The sequence below is a fragment of the Burkholderia aenigmatica genome (assembly GCF_048627025.1).
Taxonomy (GTDB): Bacteria; Pseudomonadota; Gammaproteobacteria; order Burkholderiales; family Burkholderiaceae; genus Burkholderia; species Burkholderia aenigmatica.
In genome coordinates this window covers 2,008,366-2,031,871 of sequence record NZ_CP184468.1, presented here as the reverse complement: position 1 = coordinate 2,031,871, position 23,506 = coordinate 2,008,366, and the positions used below count along the sequence as shown (strand labels likewise).

19 protein-coding genes are annotated in these 23,506 nt (G+C 68.7%); 15 read left to right on the top strand and 4 right to left on the bottom strand.

The window, feature by feature from the left end:
- Position 1 precedes the first annotated feature (1 nt).
- A complete protein-coding gene (locus ACN8ZM_RS09485) occupies positions 2-1,117 on the bottom strand; it encodes an ABC transporter substrate-binding protein (RefSeq protein ID WP_089450584.1) in 1,116 nt (371 codons plus the stop codon).
- Positions 1,118-1,283: 166 nt separating this feature from the next.
- Here ACN8ZM_RS09485 and ACN8ZM_RS09480 point away from each other — a divergent pair, with 166 nt between their 5' ends.
- From ACN8ZM_RS09480 to ACN8ZM_RS09430, 11 genes are all read left to right on the top strand, one after another.
- Positions 1,284-2,258 carry a helix-turn-helix transcriptional regulator gene (locus ACN8ZM_RS09480; protein WP_420209871.1) on the top strand — a complete coding sequence of 325 codons (975 nt, stop codon included), beginning with the start codon at positions 1,284-1,286 and terminating at the stop codon, positions 2,256-2,258.
- Positions 2,259-2,374: 116 nt separating this feature from the next.
- On the top strand, positions 2,375-4,537 hold the full coding sequence (locus ACN8ZM_RS09475; protein ID WP_420209870.1) for a TonB-dependent receptor domain-containing protein: 2,163 nt from the start codon (positions 2,375-2,377) through the stop codon (positions 4,535-4,537).
- 52 nt (positions 4,538-4,589) lie between these two features.
- Positions 4,590-5,774, top strand: a complete 1,185-nt coding sequence (locus ACN8ZM_RS09470; RefSeq protein WP_420209869.1) for an isochorismate synthase — start codon at positions 4,590-4,592, stop codon at positions 5,772-5,774.
- The gene (locus ACN8ZM_RS09465; protein WP_420209868.1) at positions 5,771-7,387 is read left to right on the top strand and encodes a (2,3-dihydroxybenzoyl)adenylate synthase; all 1,617 of its coding nucleotides are present in this window, start codon (positions 5,771-5,773) and stop codon (positions 7,385-7,387) included. Before ACN8ZM_RS09470 ends, ACN8ZM_RS09465 begins: the two co-directional genes overlap by 4 nt.
- Positions 7,388-7,450: 63 nt before the next feature.
- The gene (locus ACN8ZM_RS09460; RefSeq protein WP_420209867.1) at positions 7,451-8,326 is read left to right on the top strand and encodes an isochorismatase family protein; all 876 of its coding nucleotides are present in this window, start codon (positions 7,451-7,453) and stop codon (positions 8,324-8,326) included.
- Complete coding sequence (locus ACN8ZM_RS09455; protein WP_051889844.1) at positions 8,323-8,646, top strand: DUF2218 domain-containing protein; 324 nt, start codon at positions 8,323-8,325, stop codon at positions 8,644-8,646. The genes ACN8ZM_RS09460 and ACN8ZM_RS09455 overlap by 4 nt, the downstream gene beginning before the upstream one ends.
- A 66-nt stretch (positions 8,647-8,712) precedes the next feature.
- A complete protein-coding gene (locus ACN8ZM_RS09450) occupies positions 8,713-12,621 on the top strand; it encodes an amino acid adenylation domain-containing protein (RefSeq protein WP_420209866.1) in 3,909 nt (1,302 codons plus the stop codon).
- A complete protein-coding gene (locus ACN8ZM_RS09445) occupies positions 12,618-13,412 on the top strand; it encodes a 2,3-dihydro-2,3-dihydroxybenzoate dehydrogenase (RefSeq protein WP_420209865.1) in 795 nt (264 codons plus the stop codon). The genes ACN8ZM_RS09450 and ACN8ZM_RS09445 overlap by 4 nt, the downstream gene beginning before the upstream one ends.
- A 28-nt stretch (positions 13,413-13,440) precedes the next feature.
- On the top strand, positions 13,441-14,535 hold the full coding sequence (locus ACN8ZM_RS09440; protein WP_420209864.1) for a 3-deoxy-7-phosphoheptulonate synthase: 1,095 nt from the start codon (positions 13,441-13,443) through the stop codon (positions 14,533-14,535).
- A 61-nt stretch (positions 14,536-14,596) separates the two neighbouring features.
- Positions 14,597-15,835 (top strand): MFS transporter, encoded by a 1,239-nt coding sequence (locus tag ACN8ZM_RS09435; RefSeq protein WP_420209863.1) that lies wholly within the window; start codon positions 14,597-14,599, stop codon positions 15,833-15,835.
- Positions 15,836-16,049: 214 nt separating this feature from the next.
- The gene (locus ACN8ZM_RS09430) at positions 16,050-16,529 is read left to right on the top strand and encodes a DUF2501 domain-containing protein (RefSeq protein WP_420209862.1); all 480 of its coding nucleotides are present in this window, start codon (positions 16,050-16,052) and stop codon (positions 16,527-16,529) included.
- A 123-nt stretch (positions 16,530-16,652) separates the two neighbouring features.
- Here ACN8ZM_RS09430 and ACN8ZM_RS09425 read toward each other — a convergent pair whose 3' ends face one another.
- Positions 16,653-17,018, bottom strand: a complete 366-nt coding sequence (locus ACN8ZM_RS09425; RefSeq protein ID WP_043183042.1) for a hypothetical protein — start codon at positions 17,016-17,018, stop codon at positions 16,653-16,655.
- Positions 17,019-17,328: 310 nt separating this feature from the next.
- Positions 17,329-18,090 carry a hypothetical protein gene (locus tag ACN8ZM_RS09420; protein ID WP_043183040.1) on the bottom strand — a complete coding sequence of 254 codons (762 nt, stop codon included), beginning with the start codon at positions 18,088-18,090 and terminating at the stop codon, positions 17,329-17,331.
- Positions 18,091-18,214: 124 nt separating this feature from the next.
- Between ACN8ZM_RS09420 and ACN8ZM_RS09415 the strand changes: the two genes are divergently transcribed.
- From ACN8ZM_RS09415 to ACN8ZM_RS09405, 3 genes are all read left to right on the top strand, one after another.
- The gene (locus ACN8ZM_RS09415) at positions 18,215-19,651 is read left to right on the top strand and encodes an aldehyde dehydrogenase family protein (RefSeq protein ID WP_043183038.1); all 1,437 of its coding nucleotides are present in this window, start codon (positions 18,215-18,217) and stop codon (positions 19,649-19,651) included.
- Between the two features lie 135 nt (positions 19,652-19,786).
- Complete coding sequence (locus tag ACN8ZM_RS09410) at positions 19,787-20,977, top strand: NAD(P)H-dependent flavin oxidoreductase (protein ID WP_420209861.1); 1,191 nt, start codon at positions 19,787-19,789, stop codon at positions 20,975-20,977.
- 65 nt (positions 20,978-21,042) lie between these two features.
- Entirely contained in the window at positions 21,043-21,684 is a 642-nt protein-coding gene (locus ACN8ZM_RS09405) for an OmpW/AlkL family protein (RefSeq protein ID WP_420209860.1), read from the top strand.
- A 75-nt stretch (positions 21,685-21,759) separates the two neighbouring features.
- On the opposite strand, the gene ACN8ZM_RS09400 is transcribed toward ACN8ZM_RS09405, so the two are convergent.
- On the bottom strand, positions 21,760-21,963 hold the full coding sequence (locus ACN8ZM_RS09400) for a DUF1289 domain-containing protein (protein ID WP_043183034.1): 204 nt from the start codon (positions 21,961-21,963) through the stop codon (positions 21,760-21,762).
- Between the two features lie 421 nt (positions 21,964-22,384).
- On the opposite strand from ACN8ZM_RS09400, the gene ACN8ZM_RS09395 reads away from it, so the two are divergent.
- On the top strand, positions 22,385-23,479 hold the full coding sequence (locus tag ACN8ZM_RS09395) for a polyamine ABC transporter substrate-binding protein (protein WP_420209859.1): 1,095 nt from the start codon (positions 22,385-22,387) through the stop codon (positions 23,477-23,479).
- The last annotated feature ends 27 nt before the right edge of the window (positions 23,480-23,506 follow it).

The following is a 23,506-nucleotide window of genomic DNA, read 5'->3' as shown; positions in this document are numbered from 1 at the left end:
GTCAGGACCCTTCCTGCACCCAGTATTCGCCCTGCAGCGGAACCGGCTGGAAGCGTTGCACCATCGTGTCGAGCGTGCGGCGCGGATCGATGTCGGCGAACAGCGCCGGATGCAGCCATTTGGCCATGGCCTGCACCGCGACGACGTTGAACGGCGAGTTGTAGAAGTGATGCCAGATCGCATAGGCGCGGCGCTCGCGCACCGCGCGCAGCGGCGCAATCTGCGGGCGCTGCAGCGACCGGTCGAACGAACGGGTAGCGGTGTCGCGCGACACGCCGGCGCCGAGCGCGATGCGCAGCGGCGCACTTTGCAGTGTCTGCGTCGAGCCGATCCCCGTGCCGATGTAGAAATCGGGCTGGCGGCTGAGCAGGTATTCCGGATTCAGCGTGCCGTGCTCGCCGGGCACGCGGCTTTTCGCGATGTTGTTGCCGCCGGCCGCGTCGAGCAGGTGCCCCATCATGCCCGTCATCGTGTCGCAGCAGTCGCTCGACAGGCCGACTCGGCTTTCGAGGAACACGCTCGGCGCGACCGCGTGCGCGTTCGCGAGCCGCGTACGGACGAGATCGAACTGCGCCTGCCAGTACGCGTTGAAATCCGCCGCGCGCTGCGGCGCGCCGAAGACCTGGCCGAGCAGCGCGATGCTGCGCGTCGTATTGACGAGCGGGTCGTGCCGGAAATCGACGAAGACGATCGCAACGCCGGCGGCTTCGAGCCGCGCGAGCGTCTCGCGGTCGCGCTCGCCGGGGCCGTGGCCGCCGCCGAGGCCGAAGATCGCGACCTGCGGGCGCAGCGCGAGCGCGCGTTCGTCGCTGAAGCTGCCGGCCTGCGAGCGGCCGATGCGCGGTACGTCCTTCAGGCGCGGAAACCGCTCGAGCCATTGCCCGTAGCTGGCCGGATCGAGCTGTTCGAAATCGCCCATCATGCCGACGAGGCGACGGGTGGGATCGGCGTCGACGACCGCCAGCGCGGGCAGCAGGCGCCCTTCGCCGAGCAGCACGCGTTCGACGCGCGCGGGAATCCGGACTTGCCGACCGGCGAGGTCGGTCACGGTGGTGTCCGCGCATGCCGCCTGCGCGACGAACCCGCTGCACAGCCATGCGACCAGCATGGCCCACATTCCACTTGTCTTTCTCACGCGACTCCCGATACGATGTAAATGAGAACAATTCGCATTTAATTGTAACCGAGCAGTCGGACATCGCGGGATGCCGTCTGTTTGTTCCAACGACGAAATAGTTTGTGCGGGCCCATGGCGCCCGACACACGCAACGGGGTATCAAGACATGACAGCGCAGACTGCAGCTGCTTTCCAATCCGACGGCCACCGCCACGACGCGCACGTCGCGCGAATCCGCGAGGTGCGACCGGGCCTGCGCATCCACGCGGACGACGCGACCGACGAATTCGACGCGGTGATGTCAGGGCAGTGCACGCCGGGCCTGCATCTCGTGCTGCTGCTCGAAGGCGCGCTCGACGTGTCGTACGGCGACCGGCGCGTGGTGCTGACGACGGATGCGCACCGCGCGAGCCGGGCCCCGGTGCCGCGGCCCGCGGTGCGGATGCAGTCGTTCCTGCTCAACGCGGTGCAGCCGGATACGTTCCGCCGGCGGCTCAGCAAGGGCGGCTATGCACGGCGGCTCAGTCTCGCGATGTCGGGCGAGTGGCTCGGGCATCTGCAGGCTGCGAGCCGCGGCATGCTGCCGGAGCGGCTGGATGCGATGCTGTCCGCGCACCTGGCGATCCGCTTCTGGCAGCCGACGCCGCGTGCGACGGCACTGGCCGAGCAGATCGTGCGGCCGCCGACCTATCAGCCGATGCTGCAGGCGATCTATCTCGAAAGTCGCGTGCTGGAATTGCTGGCCGAGGCGTTCGCGCCGCTCGAGGCGGAGGCGATGGACGCCGCACCGGCGCAGGATGCGGCGCTCGGATCGCGCGACTACCGCCGGATGGCGGAATTGCGCGCGTTCCTGGCGAGCGATGCGGCGCAGGACTTGTCACTCGACGATATCGCGCGCCATGCCGGCATGAGCACGAACGCGATGCAGCGGCAGTTCCGGTCAGCCTACGGCACGACGGTATTCGACTTCATCCGCGAACATCACCTGCAGCGCGCGCGGCTCGCACTCGAGCGCGACGCGGTGAGCGTCAAGCAGGCTGCGGCGCTGGCCGGCTATACGAGCGCCGCGAATTTCGCGACGGCCTACAAGCGCCGCTTCGGCGTCACGCCGACGCTCGCGCGCCGTAGCGACCATCGCTGACGAGGCCGCCGCCGCGGCTCAAACGAGTTTGTAGCTTACGCAAAGGTTTCAGCGTATTACATGTTTCATAATGCAAATGAGAATCAATCACATCATGAAACATCGAAAGCGCCACCATGTCGAGTCAAGCTGCACACTTTGCATTGAAGCCGGCCGTCGTTGCCGGCCTGTACCTGATGGGCGTGTCGAGCGCGTGGGCGCAGACGCCTGATCAGCCCGCCGGGCCCGCCGGCGCACCTGCCGTCCCGGTTCAGGCGGTTGCCGGCGATCCGCCGGATCCGGCCACGTTGAAGGCGGTCGTCGTGACGGCCAGCCGTCGCGAGCAGGCGATCCGCGAAGCGCCCGCGAGCATCTCCGTGATCACCCGCGACGACATCGAGGCGAAGCCTTATACGTCGGTTGCCGAGATCGTCAACAACGTCGAGGGCGTGAGCGTCGTCGGTGCCTCGCCGAACGACCAGGACATCTCGATCCGCGGGATGCCCGGCGAATACACGTTGCTGCTGGTCGACGGCCGTCGCCAGAACACACGTGAAACGATGAACCGCGGCAGCTCGGGCGTGCAGTCGAACCTGATGCCGCCGCTGTCCGCGATCGAGCGGATCGAGGTCGTGCGCGGGCCGATGTCGTCGCTGTACGGTGCCGATGCGATGGGCGGCGTGATCAACGTGATCACGCGCAAGGTGCCGAAGCGCTGGGGCGGCACGATCACGGCCGGCAGCGTGTGGCAGCTCGAATCGAACCAGGGCGATACGCAGAGCGTCGACTTCTGGCTCGGCGGCCCGCTGAAATCCGACGTGCTCGGGCTGCAGGCGTCCGGCCGGCTCCTGCATCGCGGCGAGGACGACATCTTCTACGCGAAAAGCGGCACGGGCGGCGCGAACGGGCAGCGGATCGGCAGCTTCGACGTGAAGCTGGCGGCGAAGCCCACGCGCAACCAGGACGTGAGCGTGAACATCGGGCGCGAGCAGCTCACCTACCTGAGCACGCCGGGCAAGAGCGCGGCGCCGCTCACGCCACGCACCGCCGCGACGGCGCTGACCGAGACGCGTCACGTGCGCGACTACTGGGGCATCACGCACGACGGTCGCTGGGGTTTCGGCAACACGACGCTGTCGCTCTATGGCGAGCGCGGCGTGCAGGACCAGTGGACGCCCACCGGCCGCGACGCGATCCGGCCCGCGCTGACCGACACGATCCTCGAAGGCAAGGCCGAGGTGCCGTGGTGGGGCGAGCGCAACATCCTGACGGTCGGCGGCCAGCATATCTGGTCGACGCTGTCGGGCGTGGCGCGCCAGGATGCGGTGCCGCAGGGCCATGCGGCGAACTCGGACCGGATCCGGCGCAATGCGTGGGCGCTGTTCGGCGAGAACGACTACTTCTTCAACGACCGGTTCACGCTGACGACCGGCGTGCGGCTCGATCACGACGATCGCTACGGCAGCCACGTGAGCCCGCGCATCTACGGCGTCTACCAGCTCAGCCAGGCGTGGACGGTGCGTGGCGGCGTGTCGACGGGCTTCCGGCCGCCGTCGTTGCGCCAGAGCACGGGTGGCTACTGCATGACGTCGGGCGGCGCGGCGGGGGCGATGCCCGGCACGCTGTGCGGCAATCCGGATCTCAAGCCCGAGACGAGCCTGACCGAGGAACTCGGCGTGCGCTACGACCTCGGCGACACGTATGCAGGGCTGACACTCTTCAACAACCTGTTCAAGAACAAGGTGGCCAGCTACGACACGGGCAAGGCCGATCCGCGCTCGCCGGGCCGCAACATCTACGTGTACGACAACATCGACCGGGTCAAGCTGTACGGCCTCGAACTTGGCGCGGGCACGCGCGTGATGCGCACGCTGAAGGTGTCGGGCACCTACACGCTGACGCAGTCGCGTCGCGAAGGCAGCGGCGAGAAGGCGTTCAACGGCAGCTCGCTCGACGGCTATCCGCTCGACAAGACGCCCAAGCACAAATTCAACGTGCAGGTCGACTGGACGCCGACCGCCAAGCTCGACCTGTACGCGACGGCGAACTACATCGGCAGCGAGTCCTGGGCGGCGTTCCGCAACGGCGCGCAGGGTGTCCGCGAACGGCCGTCGACGACGACCTTCGATCTCGGCGGCCGCTACCGGATCGACAAGCGTTTCTCCGTCAACTTCGCGGTGCTGAACCTGACCAACAAGATGGTTCCGATCGACGATCGCACGCGCACGACCGGCCTGAACGGCAACTGGCTGGTCGATCAGGGGCGCCGCGTCGCGGTGAGCCTCACCGCCGAAATGTGACGACACGGCCGGGGCGACGCCGCGCCGGCCCTTCAATCTGGAGATGAATGCGATGAATGCAATATCCCGTCCTGCCGATCTATTAGCACCCCAAAACATGTGGGATCTGTATCGCGCGGATGCGCCGCTGTTTCTCGCGACACCGGCCCATACGCTGCTCGCAGCCGATCCTGCGGAAGCGATTCCGCATGCGGATACGCCGCTGGCCGCGCGCGTGACGGAGGCGCTGCGCCGTGCGCAGGCGCAAGGGCATGCCGGCGCGGCGGTGGTCGGCGCCGTACCGTTCGACGCCGATGCGCCGGCCGCGCTGCGGGTGGCGCACACGATGCTGCGTGCGGCACCGCGCGGCGTGCCGCGGGCGCCGGAACCGTCCGGGCTGCGCTATGCGACGCGAGAGGTGCCGGCGGCCGATGCCTATGCCGATGCAGTGGCGCACGCGGTCGCGCGCATTCGCGCGGGCGAGCTCGACAAGGTCGTGCTGGCGCGCACGCTGGAAGTCGACGGCGAGCAGCCGGTCGAGGTCGCGCCGCTCGTCGCGCGTCTCGCGGCCCGCAACCCGCACGGCTATACGTTTTCGGTCGATCTCGGCGAGGGGCGCACGCTGCTCGGCGCGAGCCCGGAGCTGCTCGTGAACCGCTTCGGCGGCATCGTGCGCGCGAATCCGCTGGCCGGCTCCGCGCCGCGCAGCCGCGACCCCGTCGAGGACCGCCGTCGCGCAGAGGCGCTGCTGGATTCGGCCAAGGATCTCGACGAGCACCGGGTCGTCGTCGAGGCGGTGCGCGACAGCCTCGCGCCGTACTGCCGGCATCTCGACGTGCCGGCGCGCCCGTCGCTGATGCACACCGAAACGATGTGGCACCTGTCCACCGAAGTGCGCGGCGAAACGGAAGCCGACGCGTTGACGCTCGCGCTTGCGCTGCATCCGACGCCGGCGGTCTGCGGTGCGCCGCGTGATGCGGCCCGCGCGTGCATTCGCGCGGCCGAGCCGTTCGACCGCGGGTTCTACGCGGGGATGCTCGGCTGGGTCGATGCGCGCGGCGATGGCGAATGGATCGTGACGATCCGTTGCGCGCAGGCGTTCGATCGCACGCTGCGGCTCTATGCCGGAGCGGGTGTCGTCGCCGAGTCGACGCCCGAAGGCGAGCGGGCCGAAACGGCGGCCAAGTTCAGGACGATGCTGGATGCGCTGGGGATTCGCCACGACGCGGCATCGGGCGGCGCCCGGGAGGCGGCATGACGATCGCGCATGGCACGCCGTGGCCGGCCGCGCTGGCCGACACGTACCGGAAAAAGGGCTATTGGCGCGGCGAATCGTTCGCCCGGTGGTTCGATGCGCGCGTCGCGCAATTCGGCGAACGGACGGCGCTCGTGCAGGGCGACCTGCGCTGGTCGTACCGGACGCTTGCGCGCGAGGCGCAACGCATTGCGCGCGCGCTGAGTGCGGCGGGCATCGCGCCAGGCGATCGCGTGGTGTTGCAATTGCCGAACTGCGCGGCCTTCTTCGCGACGACGTTCGCGCTGTTCCGCATCGGCGCGTTGCCGGTCTTTGCATTGCCCGCGCACCGGCGTCGCGAGATCGGTTTCTTCTGCCAGCACGCGGGCGCGGTCGCCTACATCGCGGCGCAATCTCACGATGGTTTCGACTACCGGTCGCTCGCGCGCGACGTGCAGGCCGACGCGCCGACGCTGAAGCACGTGTTGTTCACGACGCCGGGCAACGCCGGGCTCGATCTGCCCGATGCGCCGGACGCCGCATTGCCGCCCGGGCCGCTCGCGCACGAGGTGGCGTTCCTGCAGTTGTCCGGTGGCAGCACGGGCACGCCGAAGCTGATCCCGCGCACGCACGACGATTATCTGTACAGCGTGCGGGAGAGCGCACGCATCTGCGGGCTGAGCGAACGCACCGTCTATCTCGCCGCGCTGCCGGCCGCGCACAACTACGCGCTCAGCTCGCCGGGCTCGTTCGGCGTCTTCGACGCGGGCGGCACGGTCGTGCTGTGCGACAGCGCCAGCCCCGACGTTGCATTCGAGCTGATCGAACGTGAATGCGTGACCGTGGTCGCGCTCGTGCCGCCGCTCGTGCTCGTGTGGCTGACGGCCGTGGCGCGGCGCGGCGGCGCGCCGGCGAGTCTCGAACTCGTGCAGGTCGGCGGGGCGCGCTTCGATCCGGCACTGGCCGCGCGCGCGGCGGACGGCTTCGGCGCGCAGCTCCAGCAGGTATTCGGGATGGCGGAAGGGCTCGTCAACTACACGCGGTTGGGCGATCCGCGCGACGTCGTGATCGCGACCCAGGGGCGGCCGATCTCGCCGGACGACGAGATTCTCGTGGTCGACGACGACGATCGGCCGGTCGTACCGGGCGAGGTCGGTCACCTGCTGACGCGTGGCCCGTACACGATCCGTGGCTACTACGACGCGCCGGCGCACAACGCGCGCGCGTTCACCGCGGACGGCTTCTATCGCACCGGCGATCGCGTGCGGATCACCGACGGCGGCTATCTCGTCGTCGAGGGGCGCGCGAAGGACCAGATCAATCGGGGCGGCGAAAAGATTCCCGCGGAGGAGATCGAGCACCTGCTGCTGGCGCATCCGGGGGTTGCCGACGCGGCACTCGTGCCGATGCCGGATCCGTATCTCGGCGAGCGCAGTTGCGCGTACGTGATTCGCGGTACGACGGCACCGAGCGCGGCGGATCTCGTGCGGTTCGTGCGCGAGCAGGGCGTCGCGACCTACAAGGTGCCGGACCGGATCGAGTTCGTCGACGCGTTCCCGAAGACCCCGGTGGGCAAGATCGACAAGCGGGCGTTGCGGCAACGCATCGCCGATTGCCTGGCCGACCTGCCTGCCTGACGTCCGGTGCCGAGGCAATTCCCGATCCATTCATTGTTACGTCGCTTCACGACGCATTCCAACATGGCCATTCCGAAAATCGCTTCCTATCCGATGCCGGCCGACCTGCCGGCCAACCGCGTGACCTGGCAATTCGAGCCGCACCGCGCGGCGCTGCTCGTGCACGACATGCAGGACTATTTCCTCGACTTCTACGATCGCGGCGCGGCGCCGGTGCCGTCGTTGCTGACCGGCGTGCGGCGCCTGATCGATTTCGCGCATGCGACGGGGATGCCCGTTTATTACACCGCGCAGCCGGCGACCCAGGCGCCGGCGGATCGCGCGCTCCTGACCGACATGTGGGGCCCGGGACTGACCGCGCAGCCGGCGCGCGCGGCGATCAGCGAGATCGTCGCACCGGCGCCCGGCGACACGGTGCTCGACAAATGGCGCTACAGCGCATTCCGGCGCTCGGATCTCGATGCCCGGCTGCGCGCACAGGGGCGCGACCAGCTTGCGATCTGCGGGATCTACGCGCACATCGGCTGCCTGATGACTGCGTGCGACGCCTTCATGCGCGACATCAAGCCGTTTTTCGTCGGCGATGCGCTCGCGGATTTCTCGGAGCGCGAGCACCGGATGGCGCTCGAGTACGTCGCGGGACGCTGCGGCAGCGTCGTGTCGGTCGACACGCTCGTCAGTGCTGCCCACGACGATCTCGCGACGCCGACCCTCGACGACGTCGCGCGGCTGGTCGCCGAAAGCCTGCGCATGCCGGCCGCGACGCTGAGCGCGGACGCCAACCTCGTCGATTGCGGCGTCGATTCGATTCGCATGATGACGTTCGTCGAGCAGTGGCGCGCCGACGGGCACGACGTCACGTTCGTGCAACTCGCCGAACAGCCGACGCTGGAAGCGTGGACGCGCCTGCTGCAACGCACCGCGCAGGTGCCCGCATGACCGGGCACGACATGCCCGGCATCCGTCCGGCGCCGTTCGCCAGCACGGCGGAAGTCACGCTGGCGCAGGCCGATCGCGTGCTGTTCAAGCTGTGCAAGCACTACGCGATCAAGGTGCCCGTCGTGTTCGACGCGCACCGTGCGACCGTCGACTTCCCGTACGGCACCTGCCGGATGCAGCGGACCGACGATCGGTTGCGGATGCGCTGCGAAGCCGATACGGCCGACAAGCTCGCGCAGATCCAGTACGTGATGGACGAGCACCTGGTGCTGATGTCCCGCAATCGCGAACTCGTGATTGCGTGGCAGCAGGCCGAGTGACGGCGTGCATTTCCGGTTCAACGCTTATTCGCGATATCTCCATTCATGCAACTCGAAGAACGACCGATGGAACGGCCGATACGCGCGACATCCGCGCAATACGGAATCTGGGTCGCGCAACAGGTCGATCCCGACGATCCGGGCTACCTGACAGCCGAAACCGTCGAACTTGACGGCGCGCTCGACGTCGATGCGCTCACCGGGAGCGTCGAGGCGGTGCTCGATCATGCCGACGCGCTGCACATGCGTTTCGCGTGGGCCGACGATACGCTCTGGCAATATCGCCGCGCGCCGGCCACGCGGCTGCCGCTCGTGGACCTGTCGATGCAGGCTGATCCCGGGCAGGCGGCGCGGGACTGGATGAAGGCCTCGCTGTCGGTGTGCTGCGATGTCACGTCCGATCCGCTGTATCGCACGGCGTTGTTGCGACTCTCGCCGACGCGGCACTGGTGGTATCTGCAGGTCCATCACATCGTGCTGGATGGCTTCGGCTACGGGCTCCTGCAGCAAGCCGTCGCGGCACGCTACAACGCGCGTGTCGGCAAGGCGCCCGTGCCGACGTTGCCCGACTGGCGTGTGGATCGCGTGGTCGAAGCCGAGGCGAGTTATCGCGCGAACGGCGGCTTCGAAGCCGATCGCGCGTTCTGGCGCGGATATCTGCGCGACCTGCCCGCGCCGCTCGAGCTCGCGCCGAAGCAGGACGTGGCGCCCGATGCGTCGCGGGCCACGCGCGTGATCGACGGCGCCCGGCTGGCGCGGCTCAGGGATGCGGCGGCGCATGCGGGCGTCGACTGGAACGCGTGGCTGCTGTGCGCGACCGGGATCTGGCTGGCAAGACAGGGCGGGCAGCGCGACCTGACGCTCGGGTTGCCGGTGATGAACCGGCTCGGCACGCCGGCGCTCGGCGTGCCGTGCATGGCGATGAATATCGTGCCGTTTCGCGTGCATGTCGACGCAGGCCATTCGCCGCGCGATCTCGCGCGTGCCTGCTCGGATCAGCTGCGCGCGATTCGGCCGCACCTGGTTTACCGGTACGGCTGGATTCGCGGCGATCTGGGCCTGCTCGAGCGCAACGTGTTCCTGTTCAACCAGGCCGTCAACGTGATGCCGTTCGAGCGGCAGGTCGCGTTTCGCGGGCTGGCGAGCGATACGCGCGCGGTAAGCGGCGGGCCGGTGAAGGACCTGAACGTGACGCTCGCCGTGCGCGGCGGCGCGTGGCATCTGACGCTCGAGGCCAATCCAAATGCGTACGACGCTGATACGCTGGCGGCGTACGTGCAAAGCTTCGTGGACTGGCTCGACACGTTCGCCGCGTGCGCGGCCGACGAACCGGTCGCGCGCCTGCTCGACGACATGCCGCCGCCGTCGATCGTGCGTGGCGCGCCGCTCCCCGGGCCGCACGACGACGTGATCGCGCTGATCGAACGCGCGGCACGCGACGCGCCTGCGCACACGGCGATCGAAGCCGGGGAGCGTCGTGTCGACTATCGCACGTTGCTCGCCGACGCCGCGGCGCTGGCGGACGCGCTCGCCCGGCGTGGCGTGACGCAGCAGACGCGCGTCGCGATCGCGGCGCCGCGTGCGCCGGACGTGATCGCTGCCATGCTGGCCGTCCTGAAGCTGGGCGCCGTCATCGTGCCGCTCGACCCGGACGGGCCGCCGCAACGCACGGCTGCGATGCTCGCGGACGCGTCGCCGGCGATCGTCATCACGCGTGGCGCGCACCGCGCATGTGCGGGCGCGTGCCCGGTGTTCGATCTCGACGCGGCGCGCGCGCTGGCGACGCGGCATGCGCCGACCGGCGACGCACCGGTGCCGGATTCGCTGCCCGCGTATCTGCTGTACACGTCGGGATCGACCGGCCGCCCGAACGGCGTGCTGACCGGGCGCGGCGCGCTCGGCCAGTTCGTCGCGAGCACACGCGACCTGTATTGCATCGGGCCGGGCGATCGCGTGCTGCAGTTCGCACCGCTGCATTTCGACGCGAGCTTCGAGGAAGTCTTCGCCACGCTGTGCCATGGCGCGACGCTCGTGCTGCGGGACGATGCGATGCTCGATTCGGTCGACACGTTCACGGCGGAAGTCGAGCGGCGCGGCATCACCGTGCTTGACCTGCCAACCGCCTACTGGCACGTGCTCGCGCATGCGCTCGACGCACGCCATGCGCAGCGCCTCGACCGTGTGCGCCTGACGATCATCGGCGGCGAGGCCGCGTTGCCGGAGCGGATCCGGCGCTGGCGCGCGCACCTGCCGGACCGGGTGCTGCTCAATACCTACGGACCGACCGAGGCGACGATCATCGCGACCGCGGCATGCGTCGGCGGCCCGCAGGCAGTCTGGCAGGAGGGCGAGCCGGTGCCGATCGGCACGCCGCGTGCGGGCGTCGACGCGTGCATCGTCGACGGGCGCGCGTACCCGGTCGCCGCGGGGTGCACTGGCGAGCTGGTGCTGTGCGGCGACGGGCTGGCGCTCGCGTATGCGGGCAACCCCGCGCTGACGGCGGAACGCTTCGTCACGTTGCCGCGCGGCGGGCAGCGTGCGTACCGCACCGGCGATCTCGCGACGCTGCGCGACGGCCGGCTCTATTTCGAAGGCCGGATCGATCACGAAGTGAAGATCAGCGGCGTGCGCATCGACCCGCGTGAGATCGAGGACGCGCTGCTGCGCGAACCGGACGTGCGCGAGGCGGCGGTCGTCGCTTCCCGCAGCGGTGCCGGCACGGTGACGCTCGCGGCGTTCGTCGCCGGGTCGGCCGAGCCGGCCGCGTTGCGCATGCAACTGGCGCAGCGGCTGCCGGCAGCGGCGATTCCGGACCGCTGGCACGTGCTCGAACGGCTGCCGCGCAACGCGAACGGCAAGATCGATCGCAACGCGCTGCAGCGCGCCGATGCGCGCCGCGACGAGGCGGCCGACGATCCGCGCGCCGGCGCGCTCGAGCGGCAGGTGATGGCCGTGTGGCGGAACGTGCTCGGCGATGTCGCGCTGACGCCGGGCAGCAATTTCTTCGACATCGGCGGCAAGTCGCTGCAAGCGATGCAGGCGAGCGCGAGGCTCGCGGCGGAACTCGGGCGCGACGTGCCCGTCTCGATGCTGTTCCGGCATCCGACGATCGCGATGCTGACAGCCGCATTGCGCACGCCGCTGGCGTACCGGCCGCGCACCGAGCGCAACGCGTTCGCGCCGCACCTGGCGATCCAGTCGGGCTCGGGCGCTGCGCCGCGGCTCATCTGCATCCATCCGGCCGATGGCCTCGCGTGGAGTTACCTGCGGCTGGCCGCCTATCTGCCCGACGCGACGATCGACGGGTTGCAGCTTTCGGTCGACGACACGCGCGATGCAGCCGATTTCGACGCACTGGTGCAAACCTATGTGCGGCGCGTAAGGGCATTGCAGCCCGACGGGCCGTATCACCTGCTGGGCTGGTCGCTTGGCGGCGCGCTGGCGTATGGCGTCGCCGCGGCGCTGGCGTGCGACGGCGACGCGGTCGGTACGCTCGCGCTGATGGACAGCTATCCGTCGTCGGCATGGACGGCGCAGCCGATGCCGGCCTGCGGCGACGCGCTGCGGATCCTGCTGACCGTCAATGGCGACTTCGATACGGCCGACCTGTCCGACACCGTGCTGCGACAACGCCTGCTGCGCGCGAACAGCCCGTTCGCGGCGCTCGGCGGCGCCGGCCTCGATGCGTTCGTCGCGGCGACGCTGCGGCAGATGCGCCTGTTTCGCGCGGCATCGACGCCGCGCTACGACGGCGAACTGCTGCTCTTCAACGCGACCCGCAAGCGGCAGGGCATGCCGACGCCCGAGCGCTGGCATGCGCATCGGCCTGCGGGGACGCTGACCTGCCATGCGCTCGACTGCTCGCACGACGGCATGTCGGACCCCGAATCGATGGCGGCGATCGGCGCCATCCTCACCGAACGGCTCGCCGCAACGGCGGGCCCGGATCTTCAATCACGGAATTCGAATCGATGAACAGCAATCCGAACCTGACTTTCCCGGCAGGTATCGCCGTCGTGACCGGTGCGGCGCGCGGCATCGGCGCCGCGGTCGTGCGCGCGCTTGCCACGCACGGCGTGGACGTGGCCGCCTTCGACATGGACGGCGACGCGCTGGCGCGTACGATCGCCGACCACCCGCCGATGCCCGGGCGCGTGCACGCGTTTTCGGTCGACGTCGCCGACGCGCGTGCGGTGCAGGCGGCCGTCGAACGGGTGGAATCATCTGTCGGCCCGATCGGCATGCTCGCCAACGTTGCCGGCGTGCTGCGGCTTTCAAGCGCGGCGTCGCTGACGGACGATGACTGGGCGCACTGCTTCGCGGTCAATGCCGACGGCGTGTTTCATCTGTCGCGCGCGGTCGCGCCGCTGATGGTCGCGCGCCGGGTGGGCGCCATCGTGACCGTCGGATCGAATGCGGCGCTCGTGCCGCGCACGCAGATGGCGGCGTACGCGGCATCGAAGGCGGCAGCCCATCAGTTCACCCGTTGCCTCGGCCTCGAACTGGCCGGACACGGCATTCGCTGCAACATCGTCGCGCCGGGATCGACCGACACGCCGATGCAGCGTCAGCTCTGGCATGGCCCGGAAGGCCCGGCGGGCGTCATCGCGGGGGCGCTCGACACCTACCGGAACGGTATTCCGCTCGGCCGCATCGCGATTCCCGACGATATCGCCGAAGCCGTGCTGTTCCTGCTGTCCGACGCGTCGCGTCACGTGACGCTGCACACGCTGTGCGTGGACGGCGGCGCGACGCTCGGCGCATGACGCGCGAACGGTTTCCGGAGCCCTCGTCATGAAACACTTCACTGCCACTACCGAACAGGGCGCGGCGGGCGCATTCGTGCAGCCGCATCATGACGAGCGGCTGCGCGTCGGCGCGCCGCTGCCGTCACCCGACGCGCTGCGCCGCGACGTGCCGGCCTCGTTCGCCGCGCGGGCGACCGTCGACGCGGGGCGCGCGCAGTTGCGGGCGATCCTCGAGCGGCGCGATGCGCGCCGGATCGTCGTCGTCGGCCCGTGCTCGATCCATGATCCCGACGCCGCGCTCGACTACGCACGGCGTCTCGCCGCGCTCGCGCATGCGGTGCGGGACACGTTCTGCGTCGTCATGCGCGTGTACTTCGAGAAGCCGCGCACGACGGTCGGATGGAAAGGGCTGATCAACGATCCGGGGCTCGACGGCAGCCATCGCATCGAGGACGGCCTGCGCACCGCGCGGCAGCTGCTCGCCGACATCAATGCGATCGGGTTGCCGGCTGCGACCGAAGCGCTCGACGTGATGACGCCGCATTATCTGGGCGATCTGGTGAGCTGGGTGGCGGTCGGCGCCCGCACGACCGAGTCGCAGATCCATCGCGAGATGGCTTCGGGTTTGCCGATGCCGGTCGGTTTCAAGAACGGGACGGACGGCCAGATCGACGTCGCGGCTCACGCGATGCTGGCCAGCATGCGGCCGCACACGTTCATCGGGATCGACGGGGCCGGCCGTCCCGCGCTGCTGCACAGCGCCGGCAATCCGCATGCGCATCTCGTGCTGCGCGGCGGCCGACACGGACCCAACTACGACACGGCATCGGTCGCGGCCGCGGCAGACGCGTTGCGGGCCAGCCGCTTGCCGGCGAACGTGCTGATCGATTGTTCGCACGCGAACTGCGGCAAGCAGGCGATGCGGCAACTCGCCGTGCTCGACGACGTCGTCGAGCAGATGCGCGCGGGCGACGACGCGATTCGCGGCGTGATGCTCGAAAGCTTCATCGAGACGGGCGCGCAGCCGCTCGGCGGCGCGCTGCGCTACGGCTGCTCGGTGACCGATCCGTGCATCGGCTGGGACGCGACCGCGGATGCGTTGCTGCATGCACGCAACCGCCTGCTCGCGCGAGCGGGCTGACCGTGGCCGGCACCGGCCGGCCTCCTTCATTTCTCCAACGCGACTCCAACACGAACGAATCATGTCGACCCCTTCCGCTGACACCCTGAACCCGCCGGCCGAGGCCGGCGCGTCATTTTTGCCGCTGCTGCTCGCGAACTTCGCGATGGTGGCGGGAACCTATGCGTTCGTCACGATCGCGGGCCCGATGGCGCGGCGCATGCATCTCGAACCGCTGCACGTCGGTGCGATCATCGGCATTGTCGGGCTCGTGTGGATGCTGGTCGCGCCGCGCTGGGCGCGGGTCGCGGATCTGCGCGGACGGCTGCCGGCCATGCGCGCGGCGATCGGCGGCTTCATCGCGAGCTCGCTGCTGTTGACGGCGTACGTCGGCTGGGCGCTGCGCGACGGCGGTACGGCCGTGCCGGCCGTCTGGGTCGGCTTCGTCGCGCTGCTCGTCACGCGTGCGGCGATGGGCGGTTGCTATGCGGGCTTGCCGGTCGCCGCGACCGCGTGGATCGCGGACCGCACGGCCGTGGCGGGGCGCGCGGCGGCGATCGCCCGGTTCGGTGCCGCGGGCGCCGTCGGGATGGTGATCGCACCGCCGCTCGCGGGCTGGATCGCGGGGTACGACATGACGCTTGCGCTGGCCGTGTTCGCGGTGTTGCCGCTCGCCGGGCTGGCCGGGTTGCGCGGCCGGCGCGACGGTCACGACGGCGCGGTACGGCAGGCACCGCCTCGCCTGAAACCGACCGAGCCGCGCCTGCGGCTGCCCTGGTTCGGCGCGCTGGCGCTTTACAGCGCCGTCATGATCGCGAACAGCGCACTCGGGTTCTACGTGATCGACCGCCTGGGCGTGAGCGCGCAGGCCGCGCCGCTCACGACCGGGTATGCGCTCGGCAGCGCGGGCCTCGGGCTGATCGTGACGCAGGCGCTGGTCGGGCGCTTCCGGTCGGTTGCGCCCGTGCAGTGGCTGCGCTGGGGCGCGCTCGCGGGCGGCGCCGGATTCGCGTCGGTGCTGATGGCCGAGGCCACGCAGCCGCTCACGCTGTGTGCGAGCTATCTCGTCGCGGCATGCGGGATGGGCGCGGCGTTTCCGGCCGTGGCGGCACTGGCGAGTGCGCGGGTGGCGCCGCACGAGCAGGCTGCGTGCGCGGGCGCGATGTCGATGGCCCAGGGGCTCAGCATGGTGATCGGGCCGCTGGCCGGCGCGATGCTGTACGAGCTGCATCCGGCCATGCCGTTCGCGTCGATCGGCGTGATGCTGGCACTCGTTTCCGTTGCCGCTTCATGGCCGGGAGCGCGTGCGGCGGACGCATAGCGGCGCACCTGCGCGCGCCGGGCGACTCGCCGCGATACGTGCGGCGCGAACGAGGGCCGGAGAGCCGACGCGTGACGTCAAGCTTTGTCAAATTGTGGCGATATCACGATGCCTGACGTTTCAGGCCGCGTCCGAAGGCTGTCATGCCCCGGTTGATTGAGTATCCTTGAATTCGATTCGCGGTACTCATGCAATCACAACCGGGAGGCTTCACATGAATGCACGTCTATACCGCGCGACCCTTGCCGGCGCGCTGATCGGATTGCTCGCGCCGTTTTCGGTGGCGCATGCACAACTTGGCGACGTCCTGAAGCAGGTCGGCGGCGGCGGCGATTCAGGCAGCAGCGCAGGCGGTGCGCTCGGCAACCTTGGCGGCCTCGGCGGCGCATTGACGGGCGGTGGCGGTGCGTCGCTGATGCCGGGCAGCACCGGCAACGTCGCGGGCCTGCTGCAGTTCTGCATCCAGAACAACTATCTCGGCGGGGCGTCCGGCGGCGCGTCGTCGGTGAAGGACGCGCTGATGGGCAAGCTCGGCGGCAACGCGTCGTCCGACAGCGGCTATACCAGCGGCGCGAGCGGCGTCCTCGACGCCGGCAACGGCAGCAAGCTCGACCTGAGCGGCGGCGGCCTGAAGCAGCAGGTGACCAAGCAGATCTGCGACAAGGTGCTGACGCAGGCGAAGTCGCTGCTGTAAGTTTTCCGGCGCGTGGCGGTGCCGGGTGCGCGACGTACCTGCGCAGGTCATGCCGGCTGTCACGCGCACATCATCGACGCAAAGACGGGCGGCCGCGCGATGCCGCGGCCCGCGCGCATGGACTCAATCGGCCAGCCGCTTGTCGGCGAGCGCCTTGCAGCAGTCTTCATAGACCCATTGCACGAGTTTCGCCCGATAGTCGAGATCGTCGGTATCGACGATTTCCTCGACCGCGTCGCGCGCCCACGACGCATCGACGAACCCGGCATGCCGCTTCGCGATGTCCTGCGCGAGCGCGGCGAGCCTGGCGACCACGAGCCAGTCGGCCTGACGGTGATGGCGGTCGAGCCAGCGGTGCGCGGCCTGGACCTGGAACGTGGCGTCCGGCCACGATTCGTTGAGGTAAAACGCGCCGAGGTTGCCGCAGGTGAGCCAGCAAAGCAGCTCGAGGCGGTCTTGCGAGCCGAGGATATGGGGTGCGTCGGACATGGCAGCGCTCACGAAATACGTCGATTCCGGGCGGCGCCGGTTGCAATGAGCCGGTGCCGATAATAAAAACATAGCACGATGCGGGCCCGGCCGCGCACCCGGGCGGATGCTGACATGGCGGTGACGAAACGGACGCTGCGCGGGCGTGGATGGCCGACGGCGAAGTGAGGGGGGCAGCGGGAACGGAAAGTGCGGGAGCGCGTGACGAACCACGCGCCAGGATGCGGCCGGGGAACGGCCGCTTGCGCTGCGAAGCGGGCCCGTTGCCGGGCTCGCCGCAGCCCGGCGCGCGGGCTGCGGATGAGGCGGTTCAGGTCGTCGTGTGCGTGGCGCGCGCGATCGAGCGGATGCTGCGCTCGACGCGGATCAGGATGATCAGCACCGCGAGCGACACGAACGAGTACAGCGCGACGAGTGCGGCGACGCCGGCGTAGCGCGCGGTCTGGCCGTTCTCGGCCGCCGTTTCTTCCGCGGCCTTCTTCTCGTTGTCGATCGCGGTGCGGCGTGCGTCGTAGCGCTCGGAGAAGTCGCGCATGACCGCCGACACGACGTCGGTGTACGCCTGCTCGCGCGCATATTCGTCGCCGTGTCCGGTGACCTTCTTCTTGACGCTGGCCGCGACGTCCGCGCGCGACAGCACCTTGTCGAGATACGCGATCTGCTGCTCGTAGTACGCGACGTCAGGATGGTCGTCGTCGCCGAGCACGCGCTGGAACGACGGCTCGTATGCGTCGCGATCGACCGCGTAGTCCGACGACAGGGCCGCGCGGCCGTGCTTCTGCACGATGCCGGACAGTTGCGTCGACAGGCGCAGCGCGGGCGACGCGTTGTCGTCCTTGGCTGCCGCGCCGTCGGCGGCCGGCGTGGCCTTGGCGGGTGCGTCGTTCTCCCACGCGAACGATGCTGGATCGACCTGGATGGCCGAATCGACCTTCGGCGGTTTCGACAGGCGCGCATCGAGTGCGACCGCGCCGAATATGACCCCGCCGATCAGGACCGCGGTCGCGAACAACAGCACGATCACGCGCAGTACCTGAAGATAGCCGCCCTCGATTTTGGTCAGGATGCTCAAGGCATTCTCCTTTCTTATGATGAATGAGGCGCCGAGGCTAAAGAGCTTTCGAATGGCTGTCAATCGTCATACCGGCCGACCGAAACGCTCGCTAGAATGTCGGCTTTCCTGGAGGCGGAAAACGATGAAAATCTACGACCAGTTCTATATCGACGGCGCGTGGCGCAAACCGGCCGGCACCGGCACGATCGACGTGATCGACTCGGGCACCGAAGCCGTGATCGGCCGGATTCCGGAAGGCGTCGCATCCGACGCGCAGGATGCGATCCGCGCGGCGCGCGCAGCCTTCGACGCATGGGCGGCCACGCCGCCCGCCACGCGCGCGGGCTACCTGCGCAAGATCGTCGAGCATCTGCAGGCGCGCAGCGAGGAACTCGCGCAGTCGATCACCGGCGAAGTCGGGATGCCGATCAAGCTGTCGCGCGCGATCCAGGTCGGCGGCCCGATCTACAACTGGAAGGCGTACGCGAAGCTCGCCGAGTCGTTCGAATTCGAGGCACAGGTCGGCAATTCGCTCGTCGTGCGCGAGCCGGTCGGCGTCGTCGCGGCGATCACGCCGTGGAACTACCCGCTCAACCAGGTGACGCTGAAGGTCGCGCCGGCGCTCGCGGCCGGCTGCACGGTGGTCCTGAAGCCGTCCGAGGTTGCGCCGCTCAACGCGTTCATGCTCGCCGAGGCGATTCACGAAGCCGGGCTGCCGGCCGGCGTGTTCAACCTCGTGTGCGGCTACGGCCCGGTGGTCGGCGAGGTGCTGGCCACCGATCCGGACGTCGACATGGTGTCGTTCACGGGTTCGACGCGCGCCGGCAAGCGCGTGGCCGAGCTGGCGGCCGCGGGCGTCAAGCGCGTCGCGCTCGAGCTGGGCGGCAAGTCGGCCTCGGTGATCCTCGACGATGCCGATTTCGCGACGGCGGTGAAGGGCACGGTCAACGCGTGCTACCTGAACGCTGGGCAGACCTGCTCGGCGCACACGCGCATGCTGGTGCCGGAAGCGCGCTACGACGAGGCGCGCGCGATCGCAAAGGCGGCGGCCGAAACCTACGTCGCCGGCGATCCGCGGCAGGATGCGACGCGTCTCGGCGCGCTGGCATCGGCCGTGCAGCAGCAGCGTGTGCAGGACTACATCCAGCGCGGGATCGACGAAGGCGCGGAGCTCGTGACGGGCGGCACCGGTTTGCCGGAGGGGCTCGCGAAGGGCTTCTTCGTGAAGCCGACGGTGTTCGGCCGCGTCGATCCGAAATCGACGATCGCGCAGGAAGAGATCTTCGGGCCGGTGCTGTCGATCATCACGTATCGCGATGAAGACGAGGCCGTGCGGATCGCGAACGATTCGCCGTACGGGCTCGGCGGCGCGGTGTGGGCCGGCAGCGACGAACGCGCGATGGGCATCGCGCGCCGCATCCGCACCGGGCAGGTCGACATCAACGGCGGCACGTGGAACATGGCCGCGCCGTTCGGCGGCTACAAGCAGTCGGGGCACGGCCGCGAGAACGGCGTGTACGGGCTCGAAGAATATCTCGAGTACAAGTCGATGCAGCTCAAGCCCGCGAAGCCGGCCTGAGCGTTGCTCACGGCCTCAATCACGGCCTGAACCGGAAACGGCACGCTCGCGTGCCGTTTTTTTATTGACGGCCGTCAAGGTGCGCGTCGGTGGATCGTCGATCATCGCGGTTCCGATGTTCCGATGAGGTAACCGATGACCGTACGCACTTCCTTTCCGCCGCTGACGATTCGCGGCCGCACCTTGCTGCCTGTCGTGCAGGGCGGCATGGGCGTCGGCATTTCCGCGCACCGGCTCGCGGGCAGCGTCGCGCGCGAAGGCGCGGTCGGCACGATCGCGAGCATCGACCTGCGCCACCATCATGCCGACCTGCTCGCGCGTTGCCGCGCACAACCCGATCGCGCGACGCTCGAAGCCGCGAACCTCGAGGCGCTCGCACGCGAGATCCGCCTCGCGAAGACCTACGGCGAAGGGCGCGGGATGATCGCGGTCAACGTGATGAAGGCGGTGAGCGCACATGCGGATTACGTGCGGGTCGCATGCGACGAGGGGGCCGATGCGATCGTGATGGGCGCGGGCCTGCCGCTCGACCTGCCCGATCTCACGCAAGGACACGACATCGCGCTGATTCCGATCCTGTCGGACAGCCGCGGGATCGCGCTGGTGCTGAAGAAGTGGATGAAGAAGGGGCGCCTGCCCGACGCGATCGTGATCGAGCATCCGGCGCATGCAGGCGGCCATCTCGGCGTCACGCAGATCGACGACATGCACGACGGCCGGTTCGATTTCGCGCGCGTGCTCGACGAGACCGCGCAGGTGATGGCGTCGCTCGGGCTCGCGCGCGAAACGATCCCGCTGATCGTTGCGGGCGGGATCAACAGTCACGACACGGTGCGCGCGGTGTTCGAGGCCGGCGCGAACGGCGTACAGGTGGGGACACCGTTCGCGGTGACGGAAGAGGGCGATGCGCATCCGCACTTCAAGCGCGTGCTCGCCGACGCGACACCCGACGACATCGTCGAATTCGTCAGCGTGACGGGGCTGCCCGCACGCGCGGTGAAAACGCCGTGGCTCGATCGTTACCTGCGCAACGAGACGCGCATCCGTACCAAGCTCGGCGCGCTGAAGCAGCGCTGTCCGACCGCGCTCGAATGCCTGAGCGTATGCGGCTTGCGCGACGGCATCGAGAAGTTCGGCCATTTCTGCATCGACACGCGGATGGCGGCCGCGCTGCGCGGCGACGTCGCGAACGGGCTGTTCTTCCGCGGCCGCGAAGCGTTGCCGTTCGGCCGTGCGATCCGCAGCGTGCGCGATCTGCTCGACCTGCTGCTGACGGGCGGTGCGGCGGAGCCTGCGGCAAACCGTCCCACGTTTACGCTGGCTTGACGGATATCAAGATGACGAAAAGACCCTACAGGGAGAATGGAAACCATTCTTTGGGGGTCCGTACCATGCATAAAACGATTCGAACTTGTGTCACCGCTGCGGCCGTCGCAGCCGCTTTCGCCGCGATGCCTTCGCTGTCGCACGCGGCCTCGCCGGGCGACGGCATCAATCAGGGCGATGTCCTGGTTCGACTGCGCGCGATCAGCATCCAGCCGAACGAACGCGCGAGCGACACGCTGGGTGCGCTCAACGTCGGCGTGAACAACGCGATCGTGCCCGAGCTCGATTTCACGTACATGATCCGCGACTACCTCGGGGTCGAGCTGATCCTCGGCACGTCGCGGCACCAGATGACGTCGAGCGTCGGCAATCTCGGCGGCGTGGGCGTGCTGCCGCCGACGCTGCTGCTGCAGTACCACTTCAATCATGCCGGCAAGGTGCGTCCGTACGTCGGCGCGGGCGTGAACTACACGTACTTCTACAACAACGGGCTCAACGTCGGCGGGCAGGGCGTGTCGATCAACAAGAGCAGCATCGGCCCCGCGCTGCAGTACGGCGTGGACGTGCAGGTGACGAAGAAGGTCTTCGTGAACGTCGACGTGAAGAAGATCTGGATGAGCACCGATGCGACGCTCGGCGACAAGGGCATCGGCACGCTGCACATCGATCCGCTGATCGTCGGCGTGGGCGTCGGGATGAAGTTCTAGACGCGGCGCGAAAAGAACAGAGTTGGGGTTGGCGGCATGGCGGTCGGCATGCCGCTCTTTTTTTGCGCGGCGGATTTACAGCTTGTCGTACTGGAAGCGCATCGCGGTGCCTTCGCGCGAGATGCGCTCCCAGATCGCGCGCTTTTCGTCGTCGCTCAGGAACACCCAGTTCGACACTTCGGCGGCCGTGCGGCCGCAGCCCTTGCAGACTTCGTCGAAGAGGGTCGAGCACACGCCGATGCAGGGGCTGTCGGGCAGGTCGTGGAGATTGGAGGCCATCGGAAGGGTTCACGCAGTTGAATCGTCAGCCGCCATTTTAATGCATCGCGGCCGGTCGGTCGGGCGGGCGCGGCCAGCATGCCGTACTGGTGCAGCGGCGTGACAGTACGGCCGGGTGCCGGGCGCAGCCGCCGGGCGGCCCGCGCGTCCGGCCGGCGAACGCGCGAGCCGCCGCCTGTTTTTCCCGGTGGACAGCCGCCGATTAACCGATAGAATTCCCCGGGAACGCCCCGTCGCACGGGCGGCCTGCCTGGCCGGCGGCGGGAATCTGTTCCGTTTGCGCGACACCGCCATGATTTTTTTGTGACGGGGCACGAATGATGGTAGTTTTCGGGGTTTTCGAGGGGTGGCGCGCCAGAATGCGCCGCCATGACGAGGCAGACGGCAGCCGGGCAACGTGTCCGGTCGGAGGGAGAACGGGATGAAAGCAAAGGTAGTGGGCCGGTTCGCAGCGCTCGCGCTGTGCGTGGGTGCATCGGCGGCATCGGCGAAGGATACGCAGCTCAATGTCTATAACTGGTCGGACTACATTGCGAAGGACACGATCCCGAACTTCGAGAAGCAGACGGGCGTCAAGGTCCGCTACGACAACTACGACAGCGACGACACGCTGCAGGCGAAGCTGCTGACGGGCAGCTCGGGCTACGACATCGTCGTGCCGACCAGCAACTACGCGGGCAAGCAGATCGCCGCCGGCATCTTCGCGCCGCTCGACAAGTCGAAGCTGCCGAACCTCAAGTACCTCGATCCGCAACTGATGGCGCTCGTCGCCGGCGCGGACCCGGGCAACAAGTTCTCGGTACCCTGGGCGTACGGCACGACCGGTCTCGCGTACAACCTGACGAAGGCGCAGCAGGCGCTCGGCAAGGTGCCGCTCGACAACTGGGACATCCTGTTCAAGCCGGAAAACATCTCGAAGCTGAAGACCTGCGGCGTGTCGGTGCTCGACGCACCCGACCAGATGTTCGCGGCCGCACTGCACTACATCGGCAAGGATCCGATGAGCACGAACCCGGCCGACTACAAGGCGGCGATGGAAGTGCTGAAGAAGATCCGCCCGTACATCACGCAATTCAACTCGTCGGGCTACATCAACGACCTGGTCGGCGGCGACATCTGCTTCGCGTTCGGCTGGTCGGGCGACGTCGTGATCGCGAAGCATCGCGCGATGGAAGCGAAGAAGCCGTACAAGATCGAGTACTACATTCCGAAGGGCGGCGCGCCGGTGTGGTTCGACGTGATGGCGATCCCGAAGGATGCGAAGGACAAGGATGCCGCGCTGCAGTGGATCAACTACATCGAGGATCCGAAGGTTCACGCGGCGATCACGAACGCGGTGTACTACCCGAGCGCCAACGCCGAGGCCCGCAAGTACGTGCGGCCCGACGTCGCGAACGACCCGGCCGTCTATCCGCCGGCCGACGTCGTGAAGACGCTGTTCCTGCTCAAGCCGCTGCCGCCTGAAATCCAGCGTCTGCAGACGCGTCTGTGGACCGAGCTGAAGTCGGGCCGCTGACACGCACCGATGTTCCCAGCAGTCATG

Coding starts and splice junctions, on each gene's coding strand:
- ACN8ZM_RS09455 (WP_051889844.1), top strand. CDS start 8,323: ATGACCGGGCACGACATGCCCGGCATCCGTCCGGCGCCGTTCGCCAGC.
- ACN8ZM_RS09480 (WP_420209871.1), top strand. CDS start 1,284: ATGACAGCGCAGACTGCAGCTGCTTTCCAATCCGACGGCCACCGCCAC.
- ACN8ZM_RS09430 (WP_420209862.1), top strand. CDS start 16,050: ATGAATGCACGTCTATACCGCGCGACCCTTGCCGGCGCGCTGATCGGA.
- ACN8ZM_RS09465 (WP_420209868.1), top strand. CDS start 5,771: ATGACGATCGCGCATGGCACGCCGTGGCCGGCCGCGCTGGCCGACACG.
- ACN8ZM_RS09485 (WP_089450584.1), bottom strand. CDS start 1,117: ATGTGGGCCATGCTGGTCGCATGGCTGTGCAGCGGGTTCGTCGCGCAG.
- ACN8ZM_RS09400 (WP_043183034.1), bottom strand. CDS start 21,963: ATGGCCTCCAATCTCCACGACCTGCCCGACAGCCCCTGCATCGGCGTG.
- ACN8ZM_RS09445 (WP_420209865.1), top strand. CDS start 12,618: ATGAACAGCAATCCGAACCTGACTTTCCCGGCAGGTATCGCCGTCGTG.
- ACN8ZM_RS09475 (WP_420209870.1), top strand. CDS start 2,375: ATGTCGAGTCAAGCTGCACACTTTGCATTGAAGCCGGCCGTCGTTGCC.
- ACN8ZM_RS09450 (WP_420209866.1), top strand. CDS start 8,713: ATGGAACGGCCGATACGCGCGACATCCGCGCAATACGGAATCTGGGTC.
- ACN8ZM_RS09425 (WP_043183042.1), bottom strand. CDS start 17,018: ATGTCCGACGCACCCCATATCCTCGGCTCGCAAGACCGCCTCGAGCTG.
- ACN8ZM_RS09435 (WP_420209863.1), top strand. CDS start 14,597: ATGTCGACCCCTTCCGCTGACACCCTGAACCCGCCGGCCGAGGCCGGC.
- ACN8ZM_RS09410 (WP_420209861.1), top strand. CDS start 19,787: ATGACCGTACGCACTTCCTTTCCGCCGCTGACGATTCGCGGCCGCACC.
- ACN8ZM_RS09470 (WP_420209869.1), top strand. CDS start 4,590: ATGAATGCAATATCCCGTCCTGCCGATCTATTAGCACCCCAAAACATG.
- ACN8ZM_RS09415 (WP_043183038.1), top strand. CDS start 18,215: ATGAAAATCTACGACCAGTTCTATATCGACGGCGCGTGGCGCAAACCG.
- ACN8ZM_RS09460 (WP_420209867.1), top strand. CDS start 7,451: ATGGCCATTCCGAAAATCGCTTCCTATCCGATGCCGGCCGACCTGCCG.
- ACN8ZM_RS09405 (WP_420209860.1), top strand. CDS start 21,043: ATGCATAAAACGATTCGAACTTGTGTCACCGCTGCGGCCGTCGCAGCC.
- ACN8ZM_RS09395 (WP_420209859.1), top strand. CDS start 22,385: ATGAAAGCAAAGGTAGTGGGCCGGTTCGCAGCGCTCGCGCTGTGCGTG.
- ACN8ZM_RS09440 (WP_420209864.1), top strand. CDS start 13,441: ATGAAACACTTCACTGCCACTACCGAACAGGGCGCGGCGGGCGCATTC.